This is a genomic window from Robinsoniella sp. RHS (assembly GCF_001029355.1).
In the GTDB taxonomy this organism is placed as follows: Bacteria; Bacillota; Clostridia; order Lachnospirales; family Lachnospiraceae; genus Robinsoniella; species Robinsoniella peoriensis.
The window spans coordinates 1-12970 of record NZ_JNGB01000048.1 but is presented as its reverse complement, the minus strand read 5'-3'; the positions used below and the strand labels follow the sequence as shown (position 1 = coordinate 12970).

13 protein-coding genes are annotated in these 12970 nt (G+C 39.9%); 12 read left to right on the top strand and 1 reads right to left on the bottom strand.

What is annotated here, in order from left to right; genetic code table 11:
* From RHS_RS18390 to RHS_RS18375, 4 genes are all read left to right on the top strand, one after another.
* On the top strand, positions 1–460 hold a 460-nt coding region (locus tag RHS_RS18390; RefSeq protein WP_047834002.1), incomplete at its 5' end, for a TIM barrel protein.
* Between the two features lie 351 nt (positions 461–811).
* Positions 812–1834, top strand: a complete 1023-nt coding sequence (gene dctP, locus RHS_RS18385; RefSeq protein WP_027296275.1) for a TRAP transporter substrate-binding protein DctP — start codon at positions 812–814, stop codon at positions 1832–1834.
* 69 nt (positions 1835–1903) lie between these two features.
* Positions 1904–2371 carry a TRAP transporter small permease gene (locus tag RHS_RS18380; RefSeq protein WP_027296276.1) on the top strand — a complete coding sequence of 156 codons (468 nt, stop codon included), beginning with the start codon at positions 1904–1906 and terminating at the stop codon, positions 2369–2371.
* Position 2372: 1 nt separating this feature from the next.
* Positions 2373–3680: a TRAP transporter large permease gene (locus RHS_RS18375; RefSeq protein ID WP_027296277.1), complete on the top strand. Its 1308-nt coding sequence runs from the start codon at positions 2373–2375 to the stop codon at positions 3678–3680.
* Here RHS_RS18375 and RHS_RS18370 read toward each other — a convergent pair.
* Positions 3670–4557 carry an AraC family transcriptional regulator gene (locus tag RHS_RS18370; protein ID WP_027296278.1) on the bottom strand — a complete coding sequence of 296 codons (888 nt, stop codon included), beginning with the start codon at positions 4555–4557 and terminating at the stop codon, positions 3670–3672. The two genes, RHS_RS18375 and RHS_RS18370, sit on opposite strands and share 11 nt — an antisense overlap.
* A gap of 208 nt (positions 4558–4765) precedes the next feature.
* Between RHS_RS18370 and RHS_RS18365 the strand changes: the two genes are divergently transcribed.
* The 8 genes from RHS_RS18365 to RHS_RS18330 form a co-directional block, all read left to right on the top strand.
* Positions 4766–5893 (top strand): glycoside hydrolase family 105 protein, encoded by a 1128-nt coding sequence (locus RHS_RS18365; protein ID WP_044293891.1) that lies wholly within the window; start codon positions 4766–4768, stop codon positions 5891–5893.
* Between the two features lie 316 nt (positions 5894–6209).
* Positions 6210–7166, top strand: a complete 957-nt coding sequence (dapA, locus tag RHS_RS18360; RefSeq protein ID WP_027296280.1) for a 4-hydroxy-tetrahydrodipicolinate synthase — start codon at positions 6210–6212, stop codon at positions 7164–7166.
* Complete coding sequence (locus tag RHS_RS18355) at positions 7163–7504, top strand: hypothetical protein (protein ID WP_027296281.1); 342 nt, start codon at positions 7163–7165, stop codon at positions 7502–7504. Before dapA ends, RHS_RS18355 begins: the two co-directional genes overlap by 4 nt.
* Before the next feature lie 21 nt (positions 7505–7525).
* Positions 7526–7861, top strand: coding sequence for a cyclic-di-AMP receptor (locus RHS_RS18350; RefSeq protein ID WP_027296282.1), 336 nt, complete (start codon positions 7526–7528; stop codon positions 7859–7861).
* Positions 7862–8037: 176 nt separating this feature from the next.
* Positions 8038–9072: a helix-turn-helix transcriptional regulator gene (locus tag RHS_RS18345; protein ID WP_027296283.1), complete on the top strand. Its 1035-nt coding sequence runs from the start codon at positions 8038–8040 to the stop codon at positions 9070–9072.
* Positions 9073–9400: 328 nt separating this feature from the next.
* Positions 9401–11140 carry an ABC transporter ATP-binding protein gene (locus RHS_RS18340; protein WP_027296284.1) on the top strand — a complete coding sequence of 580 codons (1740 nt, stop codon included), beginning with the start codon at positions 9401–9403 and terminating at the stop codon, positions 11138–11140.
* 261 nt (positions 11141–11401) lie between these two features.
* A complete protein-coding gene (locus RHS_RS18335) occupies positions 11402–12490 on the top strand; it encodes a hypothetical protein (RefSeq protein ID WP_047834001.1) in 1089 nt (362 codons plus the stop codon).
* 100 nt (positions 12491–12590) lie between these two features.
* The coding region (locus RHS_RS18330; protein WP_047834000.1) for a DUF5685 family protein at positions 12591–12970 on the top strand (380 nt) is incomplete at its 3' end.

The window sequence follows — 12970 nt, the reverse complement described above, 5'->3', positions numbered from 1 at the left end:
AAAGAAAATCTGGTACCCATTCATGATGGACAGCATAAAACGCGTTATGGAAGAAGCGCAAAAGCTGGATGTAAAACTGGCAGTAGAACCGGTATACTGGCATCCGTTGGAAAATGTGGAAGCAGTGTTGGATGTGATTGACCAGGTACAGGACAGTGAGCATCTGCGTCTGATTTTTGATGCTTCTAATCTCCTGGAATTTCCGGAAAATACGGATCAGGAGAAATATTGGAGCCAGTGGTTGGATAAAATTGGCGGATACATAGATGTGATGCATATTAAAGATTTCACACTGGATGATAACCGTGCATACGTTCCTGCCAGATTGGGAGAAGGCATAATTGCTTACGATACCATCATTCAATGGCTGAGACAAAATAAACCGGATATGTATCTCCTCAGAGAAGAGATGAATCCGGAGTTTGCAAGAGCGGATATCGCTTTTTTGAAAAAGTTTTGATCATAAAGATTGAAAGAAGCCAGCATGGCACACAAATCTGCAATCTGCAATGAGAAAAATGAAACAGAAGGAATCTCTTTAGTCAGAGGTTCCTTTTTTATGCCCGGATAAAACGGAAAATACAAAAAAACATAAATATAATCAAATTTCAACAAAAAAATGGTGCAATATAGTTTGAAAAAGTACAAAGGACTGCAACATAAAAGAAGAAAGAGCCTTTTAACTATGTTATAATGCAACTATAAGAAGTGCTGTAATAGTGCTGAAAAAAATATCGAGAATTTATGCAATATTACCAAAAAATAGATCAAAAATTTGTATATATTCACGATGAAGAAGGAGAAGAAATACATGAAAAGCATTAAGAAAACACTCGGAATTGCAGTTGGCTTGATAGGAATTGTTATTGTAGCAGTTACATTTTTTAAAGTAGTAAGTGCGAATTCCAGCGGAAAAGTGGAGATCAGGCTGGCGCATAACCAGTCGGCAGGATCTGAGATTGCAGATTCCATTGCATTGCTCTCTGACATAGTTGCAGAAGATGATTCTAAAGAAATGGAAGTTAAGATTTATCCAAGCGGTGTTCTCGGAACGGAAAAAGAAATCATCGAAATGGTAAAAGCGGGAATTCTGGACATGGCAAAAGTCAGTTCCAACACCCTGGGACAGTTCCAGGATGAGTATTCAATCTTTGCAGTACCGTATCTGTTCAATGGGCAGCAGCATTACTATGACGCCATGGAAAAAAGTGAAGAGGTACAAAAACTTTTTACTTCCACAGAAGAAGAAGGATACATAGCAATTGGTTATTATGCAAATGGTGCAAGAAATTTTTATCTTAAGGAAGATGTGAAGTGTGATAATCCGTCCGTACTTAAAGGGAAAAAGATACGTTCTATGCCAAGTACCACTTCCATGGATATGATTGAAAAAATGGGAGGTTCACCGGTACCGATGGCAGCAGGAGAGACCTATACTTCACTTCAGCAGGGAATTGTGGATGGTGCGGAAAATACAGAGCTGGCACTGACCGTCGACGGACATCAGGATCTGGTAAAATCCTATACTTACACAGAGCATCAGTATTCACCGGATATTTATATAATCAGTACGAAAAAATGGAACAGTATGACAGAGGAACAGCAGAATTACTTAAGAGAAAGCCTGAAAAGTACGAATGAGAATTTTAAAAGTCTCTACACAGGAATGATGGAAGCAGCGATACAAGAAGCAGAAGAACATGGCGTTACCGTTTACAGGGATATTGATAAATCTGCATTGATTGAAGCCGTACATCCTATTCGGGAATCTTTCTGTGCAAAGGGAGATTCGTATAAAACTTTGTACGAGGATATTCAAAAATATGCGGAATAAACAGCAGAGTTAAAAAAAGAAATAGAAAGGAAATTGCAGGTGGTTCTGCACTATGCAATGGGTACAAAGATGAAAGTATTAAATAAAGTTCTGGAAATTGTGATTGCTGTTCTGGTTGCGGTAATGGTAATCGGTTGTTTCTGGCAGGTAATTACAAGATTTCTGTTAGGAAATCCAAGTAAATACACAGAAGAGTTTCTAAGGTATGTATTAATCTGGGTAACGATGCTGGGAGTTCCGTATGCTTACGGAAAAGAAAAGCATTTATCCATCGGTATTCTTACCAAGAGTTTTCAGCCGAAAAATAATGTTTTAACCAAAATAGGAATTGAAGTATTAATTATTGTACTGAGTGTGTTTGTTATGATCGCGGGAGGATGGCTGGTAACGATGAACTCCGCAGGACAGATTTCTCCGGCTATGCAGATTCCGATGCAGCTGTATTATGCATGTGTGCCAATCAGTGGTGTTCTAATGATTATTTACAGTGTAAACCGGATGATTAGCTTTGTAAAAAAATTAAAGGAGGTAAAATAGTATGGAATTACAGGCAGCTATTGTTCTGGTTATTACGTTCTTTTTTCTGTTGGCAATGAGTGCACCCGTATCTTTTAGTATTATTGCTTCCGCGCTTTTGACAATTATCATGTTTTTATCCCCGGGATTCGGGATGTTCATATCAGCACAGAAATTAGTTGGCGGTATTGATAGTTTTACCCTGCTGGCAGTGCCATTTTTCATCCTGGCAGGTCTTTTGATGAGCAGCGGCGGTATTGCACAGAGACTAATAAATCTGGCATTATTAGTACTGGGTAAGGTTCCGGGTTCTCTGGCACTGACTAATATTGCCGGAAACGCAATGTTTGGATCCATTTCCGGTTCCGGTATTGCAGCAGCTACGGCAATCGGCGGTGTTATGAATCCACTGGAAAAGAAACAGGGTTATGATGAAGGGTTTTCAGCAGCAGTTAATATTGCAACTGCTCCGGTAGGACAGTTAATCCCTCCGACTACTGCATTTATAGTATTCTCCGCAGCAAGCGGTGGTACGTCGGTAGCTACCTTATTTATGGCGGGTTGGATACCGGGTCTGTTATGGGCAGGACTATGTATGATCGTAGCATTTTTCTATGGGAAAAGACACGGATATGTGATTAAAAGAGAGAAGCTTACCGGATCTGTGGTTTTGAAAACCATCTGGGATGCAATTCCAAGCTTACTATTGGTGGTAATTATTATCGGCGGAATTCTCTCCGGATACTTTACTCCTACAGAAGCATCCGGGATAGCGGTGGTGTATGCATTTTTATTATCGGTATTCGTATATAAAAGTATTAAAATAAAAGAGATACCGGCTATTCTGGTTGATACCGGAGTTATGACAGCAGTAGTTATGCTGATCATCGGGGCATCATCCATTTTATCCTTTGTACTTTCCTTTACGGGGCTGCCCCAGGCAATCAGTAATCTGCTCCTTGGCATTTCCGATAACAAAATTGTCATCCTGTTGATCATTAACCTGATTTTGTTAATAGTAGGTACTTTTATGGATATGGCTCCGGCGCTGTTGATTTTTACGCCGATCTTTCTTCCGATAGCAACGAATCTTGGTATGGATCCCATTCAGTTTGGCGTTATGATTGTAATGAACTTATCCATTGGAACCGTAACTCCCCCAGTGGGAAGTGTATTGTTCGTAGGATGCAGTGTGGCAAAGCTCCAGGTGGAAGATGTTATGAAGAAACTCCTGCCATTTTTTGGTGCGATACTGATCGCTTTGCTGTTTGTTACTTTCATACCCGCACTCAGCACCTGGCTGCCGTCTGTTCTTGGGCTTATGGGTTAGTTGGTATATTTGTATGAGTGACTGTATTTAATGTTTTACGATATTTCAGAGGAGAGATGGTCATGTAAGTTTTAAACATTTTTTCAAAATAGGTGATGCTTTCATAACCAAGGGCATGTGCGATGGATGAGATGCTCATGTCTGTTTCCTCTAAATAGCGCTTTGCTTTTTTAATACGGTGGATATTGATATATTCACTGATGGTATAGCCGGTTACTTCTTTGAAAACTCTGCAGATATAGTATTTGCTTAAGTAAAAATGGCTGGACAAATCCTCCAGGGATATGGTTTCCTGACAGTTCTCTGAGAGATAATCGGCAACGGCGTAAGCTGTCCGGTATTTGCTTTCACTACCAAACTGTGGAGTTTCCTGGTTCTTATGTGAGATATCACGTACCAGTTTGAGAAAATAAGAGAGGATTTCCAGTTCAATAGCATATTTGTAGTTTCGGTGCTTTTTACTGAATTCTGTCTGCAGATGCTCGTACATCTGCATAAACAGATACTGCTGATCTTTATTCAGATGATATACACCATAGTTATCCTGAAAGAAGCGAACCAGGCCAAGGGCAGGGAATTTTTCACTTAGTTCCTGCATTTTCCCTTTACCAATGTAGAGAATAATCCGGTTATGGCCCTGATCTTCCTCAGTAACAGATTTAGTCATATGTATAAGATTAGTATCCACAAGGATAAGATCACCTTTGGATGCCAGATAATTACGGTTATTAAAGAAAAAGAGGCGTTCGCCTTCTAAGATATAAAAAATTTCATACTCATTGTGAAAATGTTTGACACGCATGTCGAATTTACCGTTTCGCACCATATGCTCCAGGGAGATTCCTTCCATTTCAGCATAATAGACCACTTTTTCCATGGATTACCACCTTTTCTTTGGAATTGTTTAAGGAATAAATATGAATATAACCACCTGCGGAGTCTGTCCATAAGACAGGCTGTGTGATATATTTAGTACATTATATAATAAACAACTTAAAAAAGCCAGTGCCTGACCCAACGTGCCAGAAAATCCTTGTTCCGGATCTGCACGCTTGGCGCCTGTTTGAAATATATGGAGGATTTTAATGAAAAATATAAACGAAAAAGAATTGAGAGATAAGTTAGATCTGGTAATTGATAAGCTTTTGAATCTGGACGGTCCCGATAATGCAAAGGAACTGGAAGAAAATGGTGGGGAATCAATTGGATTTTTCAAAAGAGATTTTGGTATCCGGGAATGGGACTGGCCTCAGGGTGTAGGTCTGTACGGGCTGTTAAAAATAATGAAGACAGAAAAAAATGAAAAATATCAGAAGTTTCTATATGACTGGTTTAAGGAAAATGTAGAACAGGGGCTTCCGTCAAAAAATATCAATACCACTACGCCGCTGCTAACGCTGGTAGAATTAAATGAGCAGTATAATGATCCGGAATTTGAAGATCTCTGCCTGAAGTGGGCTGACTGGCTGATGAACTGCCTTCCCCGGACAAAGGAAGGAGGCTTTCAGCATGTTACCAGTGCAAACGGAGATCGTCTGGGCGTTCGTTTGAATGAAAATGAAATGTGGATTGATACTATTTTTATGACAGTATTATTCTTGAATAAAATGGGTCAGAAATATAAAAAGCAGGAATGGATAGATGAATCCATACATCAGGTTCTGATGCATATAAAGTACCTCTGTGATAAGGATACCGGATTGTTCTTCCACGGGTGGACTTTTAATGAGAGAAATAATTTCGGGGGCATCTTCTGGTGTCGTGGAAACAGCTGGTTTACCCTGGGGATACTGGATTATATTGATATGTTCAAAGGAACCATGAATGCTGGCGTAAAACAATTTATCACAGATACATATAAGGCGCAGGTACATAAGCTAAAAGAGGTACAGAGTAAAAGCGGCTTGTGGCATACGGTGCTTCTGGATCCTTCAAGCTATGAAGAGGTGTCCGGTTCAGCGGCAATTGCAGCAGGAATCCTAAAAGGAATCCGTTATGGAATTCTGGATGATTCCTATATGGAATGTGCCCAGAAAGCCGTGAAAGGAATTTTGAAAAATATCGACCGGGATGGAACCGTGCTGAATGTATCCGGTGGAACCGGAATGGGATATGATGCAGATCATTACAAAAATATATTAATTGCACCAATGGCTTACGGGCAGTCTCTGACCATACTGGCTTTGGCGGAAGCCTTGCTGCATTTGTCATAAAAGTACAATATGATATAAGCTGTATCGGGTAATATAAAGTGAGATTGGACGATCAGGCAGGAAACGGCTGCCATGACCGTTCAATTTCACTTTTTTTAAAGTTCCTGACTTACTTTAGATGAATATAATAAAATACATCTTCTTTTTGCATATTAAATAAGAGGCAGTACAAGACTTTTATGTAAATTTAATGCAAAAAAGCAGATGCTGTATCTCATTTTAATATGCTTTGTGCTATGATGTAGGAAATTTAACTTAGCTGTTTGACAGCGAATCAGATAGTTTTAAAATAAAATGTATGAAAGAGGTAAAGAATATGAAGCATACAATTTTTACAGGCGCAGGAGTTGCATTGGTCACTCCGTTCAAAGAAAATGGAAGTGTTTATTTTGAAAAGCTCGAAGAGCTGATTGATTTTCAACTGAAAAACCATACGGATGCCATTGTTGCTGCAGGTACAACAGGAGAGGCGTCAACGCTAAGCGATAAAGAGCACTTTGAAGTTATCCGGTTTATTGCATCGTGTGTGGGACATCGTGTTCCAGTCATCGCCGGGGCAGGTTCCAATTGTACCGAACATGCTGTTGAACTTTCCAGACAGGCAGAAAAGGCAGGAGCAGATGCATTGCTTCACGTAACGCCGTATTATAATAAGACTTCACAGCAGGGATTGGTTTACCATTTTAATGCAATTGCGGATGCGTCTGATCTGCCGGTAATTTTGTATAATATTCCGTCCAGGACCGGGTTGAATATTCAGCCGGAGACTTATCTTCGTTTATGTGAAAATGAGAAGATTGTAGCAGTTAAAGAGGCCAGCGGTAACTTTTCCCAGATTGCTAAAATTTCTTCTCTCTGTAAGGACAGACTGGATATTTATTCTGGCAATGATGATCAGATCACATCAGCACTGGCACTTGGAGCAAAAGGAGTAATTTCGGTGTTATCGAATATTATGCCTAAGGTTGCCCATGATATTTGCGAAAGCTTTTTTAACCATCATCCGGAAACCAGTGATGAATTGCAGATTGAGTATCTGGAGCTGATTGAGGCGCTGTTTTATGACGTGAATCCCATACCAGTGAAACAGGCTCTCAACTACATGGGATGGGATGTGGGGGAATGCCGCCTTCCTCTCTGTGAAATGGAGCCGGTGATGGCAGAAAAGCTGTTAAAAGTCATGAAAAAGTATAAATTAGTTGCAAAAGATCCCGGCAGCGTTTATTATAAAAGAGCATCCATCTTGCATGAAAACAGGAGGCAGACATTATGATTATCCACGAACTTGGAAGAGAAAATGACAGAGTCATTGTGATACTTCATGACGAGGAACATACGGACTGGGATAACAGTGATATTCTGAAAAAATGTGCGGGATCTTATCATCTTGTAATGCTGTCCTTAGGCGAGAATGAAAGTGAAGATGTCTTATTCCAGTATCTGAACGATTATTATCACAATCATGTCTATGCGATCTGCGCTTTTCAAAACGAATGGCGGATATTTACTATTTTGATGAACAACAAAGAAGTGATTTATGATAAGATGGTTGTAGAAGGAAAATCGGTTAGTTCCGGTAAAATGATTGAAAAGTACATCTGCGAGATGTAAAAAGTGATGGAGGTGTCCAATATGAAAATGATATTTGCAATTGTCCATGACGAGGACGGAGGATTTGTAGTTGACAAACTAAATAAGAGCAATTTTATTGTGACGAAACTTGCCACTACCGGAGGATTCCTGCGCAGGGGGAACACGACACTGCTGATTGGAACGGAAGATGATAAAGTGGAGCAGGTTATTGATATTATTAAAGAAGAGTGCTCAACCAGAAAGCAAGTAAATGTGAACACCCCTTATGTATCCGGCGGCGTACAATCAATCAGCTACGCCACAGTACCAATGACTGTTGAGTTTGGCGGAGCAACCATATTCGTAGTAGATGTGGAACAGCATGTAAAAATTTAAATTATATATTGAGACTTTCAAACACCCTCGGAAGCGTGTCTTAAAATTGCTGCGGCATAGATTTTTAAGACACGCTTCCGCTTGTTATGAGCGGAAAGATTTGTTATAATAGGCAGACTGGCAGACAGCCGGTATAGCAAATGAAATCATAGCAGGCAGTCAGGAGGAATTTTTTTATGGGCATGATCATGAAAAATGAGTTGGATCCGGTATTTGAAACACTTGGCTTATTATGCAGTTGTTATCAAAGTGAAGAGACAAGAGATGAAACAATAAAGGAATTGAATGAAATTGGGATTGATGGTGAGGCATTTTATCAAAAGCATTTTAAAATCCTGGAACGTTATGAAAAATATTTTAAAGATCATTACGTGAAAACGGAAAATGAAGAATTCTTTTTTAAGGATAAGGATCAGGAATGGATACTCATTTTGATTGTATCGGTTACAGAAAACAAGGAATGGATCCAATCCCTGGATGGAGTAACAGACAAAGAGCTTAGAGATACACTGATGTCAATTATTATTGATGATGGAGTTAATTCGGAAGAGCTTTCCAGACAGAAAATTCCCTGTATCAAAAACGAGCTGGATATTATTGAGTTTTTAGAACCTCTGGACATGGATGAAGGAAAAAAGTGGCATTTACTTAAATTTCTACACCGGCCCAGGTTCTGGATGGAATACCTCATGGAAGCAATCCGTAAAAATATACCTGTGTATGAGAAAGCGCTTGCATCAGTGGAAAAACCTTTGCAGACCTTATTGGAACGTTATGCAGCACACAAGGTTGAGAGATTTGACCGGCTGTTTACGAGTTTCTTATCCCAGGCAGTAGTCTATCCTACCCTGGTGGCTCCGGCAATACAGCTGATTTTATATTCCCATGGTTATCAGGGATTATTCTTAGAGCTCCTGCCCAGGAGAGGAAAAAGTACGGATGCCGCAAAAGATGCTGTTATCATGAAGCTGAAGGCACTGAGTGACAGAAGCAAACTGGATATTCTGTGTATTTTAAAGGAATCCAAAAAGTACAACCTGGAACTGGCGGGAACCATGAAATTATCAGCGTCCACCATGTCCCATCATATGAATGTATTATTTTCCTGTGGGTTGGTGAATATTGAGAAAAAGAATGGCAAAGTATACTACTGCCTGGAAGAAGACGCAGTTATGGATCTGATCGGGGATCTGAAGCAGCTGCTATTATAAAAATGAGGGAATGCGTGACGCACAGCTGCAGGAAATCAATTTTCAAACACACTCTAATGTAAGAATCCCGTTATATAGGAAAAAGTTGAGATCAACAGGGGTCTTAAATCTGCATTTTATTGCAGACTTAAGGCTTCTGTTGATTTTTTGCCCAAAATTCTAAAGGTTCAATAAAAAATCCTGATCCTGCATTAAAGTTATTCGATAATGATCAAATATAGTTGACAAAAATAAAATAGTAATATATTCTGTAAATGACGAATGTATTTGATGGATATAGAATATATAAAACAATGCATTCCAATAAACGAAAAAGAGAGGTATCAATTTGAAAGCATGTTTAAAAGAAAATAAGTGGATTCTTGCATTGGTAATTGGCATTGGAGCACTAAGTTCAGTAGCATCCGCATTTATATCAATTATTTTGCAAAAGATAGTGGATGCGGCGATTGGGCAGGATGTAAATACTTTCTGGCGTCTGTTTACATTTACTATGATTTATCTTCTTATATTGGGCGGATTTGGTTTTCTGGAAGCTTACTGTGGAAAGGTTCTGATCCGGAATGTAACGAAGAGTCTTAGAAAAAAGACGTTTCAGGGATTGCTGAGCAGGAACCCGGAGGGTTTCTATAAGGTTAATACCGCGGATTATCTGTCAGCAATAGTAAACGATGTGAAGCTTGTGGAAGAAAATTATTTAGTACCAATTCAGCTCCTGGCTAAAATGGTCGTTTTGTTTGTAGCAACTCTTGGAATTCTGTTCTATTTAAGCTGGCTGGTAACGGTGATTCTAATCTTCTTTATGCTGTTAATGTTTTTAATACCTGCATTTTTTGGGAAAGCGCTTCAGGTAAGGCAGAACAATTTTTCAGAAAAAATAGCAGAGTTTACGGCAAAATGTAAAGATTATTTGTCCGGTTATGAGGTAATACGGGGATTTGCCATTGAGGGTTATATTCGAAAAGAATTCCAAAAGGAAAACCGGGATACTGCAGAGAGCAAGTTTATGGCTGACCGGCTGCTGGCGGTTAATGAGTGTTTTGCCAGTATTTTATCAGCGCTTTCCACTGTAATTATCGTTTTTGTAGCAGCCTATTTTGTCTTGACAGGCAGGTCTACTGTAGGAACCCTTTTGGCACTTGTCCAGTTAAGCGGAACATTTATAACGCCGGTAATGATGATTATGCAGAATTTACCTAAAATTACGGGAATGAAACCTGTGTTAGAGCGTCTCTCACGGCTTAGCCAGGAACAGGACACACAAGACACACAAGACACACAGGATAGCAGGATTTTGGGAACAGTGAGCAAAGGGGTATCCGGATCTTCTTTTAAAAGTCTGTTGAACATAGAAAAAGTTAGTTTTTCATACCAGGAGGAAAGAAATATTTTGAACGAAGTGGATCTGCAAATAGAACCTGCCAAAAAATATGCCATTATTGGGGAAAGCGGGAGCGGAAAGTCCACGCTGGTAAAATTGCTGACCGGATATTCAGACAGATATAGTGGCAGTATCCAGTTTGACGGACGTGAAATCAGGGATATGAATGGGAAGGATTTAAGTAATATTGTATCGATGATTCATCAGAATGTATATTTATTTGATACGGATATTTACCAGAATATCTGCCTGGAGCGGGAGTATTCCGGCACAGAACTGCAGGATGTAATAGACAGAAGCGGCATCAGTTTATTTTTGGACCAGATGGAAAATGGGCTGAAGACTCCGGCTGGAGAAAATGGAATACACCTGTCCGGGGGGCAGCGCCAAAGAGTAGCAGTAGCAAGAGCACTGATCCGAAGAACCCCCCTGTTAATATTGGATGAAGGCACCTCAGCGGTAGATATGCAGACGGCATATGATATGGAAAACCGGCTTCTGGCCCAGGAAAAACTGGCGCTGATTACCATTACCCACAATCTGAAGGAAGAATTGCTAAAACAGTATGATCAGGTAATTTTTATGAAAAATGGAGAGATTGTAGAAAAAGGATCTTACAATCAGTTAAAAGAAAAACAGGGAGCATTTTTTGATTTTATGAATTTACAGGAAAAAATAGAGAACTAATTTTATAAAAGTACTTTCTTTTCATAATGTAATGGTTTAAACTACAAACAGGAGAAAAAAGATTTTATCTACTTTTATGCAGAAGCGTTTGACAAGCGGCGCTAAAAGAATTAGGATTGTAAATAATTAATATAACAGTCGTTCATTCCATATTATTGAATTTCATGATCGACTGGCATATAATCAGGATACATAAGAAATGTATTGCCGAAAGAGGAGTAGAAGGGTTGAAAGAAAATAACGCAGAAAGGATGCCACGATGTGATTCTTTCAATCTGTTTGATTGTGGCAGTATTGCAGCCTTACCTGCAATATGCAATGGGAATAAATATGAGAAAAAAGGTACTTTTACTAGTTTTGCTATGCAGTATATTGGGATTTAATGCAGGATGCCAGAAAGATGGCAAAGCAGATGCAGCAAAAGGAACGGCAGAAAGCAGTACTTCTGAAATTATGAAAGTAACGGAAAGCGGCGGCGGAGCACAGACAAATGCTGTCGGTGATTCACAGAATTCAGAAGGAGTGAAATTATACATATCTACGGGAGATGGTAAGTTTCAGAGTTACGACTATTCTGAGACAGAGGAAGCCACGCCCGACAGCCTGGTAAAAGCAATGGAAACACTGACCGGATGGAATATATCTCTGGCTGATCAGATAACCACGGGAAAAGGCGGAATGACGGTGTGCATTACCGGAGAAAGCGCTGTTTTTATGGGACCACCATCTAACCAGAAGGAAAACTTCCATGTTTACGATGCGCAAAGTATGGTGTATGCCGTACTGGACAGTATCCAGAAAACACTTCAGACTTATGCGAGTCCAAAAAATCCGGAAAGTGTAGATATTTATTATTGTATGGAAGGGAATGTGCCCATACGCATTGATAATCTGGATGTTACAATTCCCATGGATCAGCCTTATACCCATGAAGTGCTGGCAAAGCTGTTTCAGCATGCTGATGCACCTACCGGTACGGGTTCAACGAATGCAGGAGAGAATGTTCGGGGATCTAAAGCTTATGGACAGACGGATGCAGGTAACACTACAGATGGACAAGGAAATTATGAACAGCCGGAGGTACAAGGAGACGGCAGCTATCAGCAGCCTGGAGTACAGGATGGGCAGGAAGGTTACCAACAGCCGGGGACAGCAGAGAGTGGAGCTTATGAGCAGCCCGGAGTGCAGGATGGAGCAGGTGATTACCAGCAGCCCGGAGTGCAGGGTGGCGAAGAAAATGAACAGCCAGAAGTAACAGATGGGCAGGAAAATTACCAGGAGCCGGATGTCAGCGGGCCTGGTGATATAGAGAATCAGTCTTTGCCGCAGGAGAATGACAGCTGGCAGTAGATACTGGGATAAGGCCAATATTTTATATAAAGTTAACTGGTATTTTTGAAACGAATATAGTATAATCCCCTATGAAGGCAAAAAGATTAGGAGATTGTACATGTTTGGCTATGTTACCATTTATAAACCGGAGTTAAAAGTTAAAGATTATTATAAATATAAAGCATATTATTGCGGTTTATGCAGAACCCTAAAAGAGAACTTCGGATTCCGCGGCCAAATGACGCTGACCTATGATATGACTTTTGTAGTCATTCTGCTTACTTCGCTGTACGAACATAAAATGAAGAACAGCAAATATCATTGTGTAGTACATCCGGTTAAAAAAATGGACATGCTGCAAAATGACTTTACAGAATATGCAGCAGAGATGAATGTAATATTATCTTATTATCATTTTATAGATGACTGGGAAGATGAAAAGAGTATGGCTGGGCTTGCAGGCAGTAAGCTGCTTGGCAAAAGCGTAAAAAGCATCAT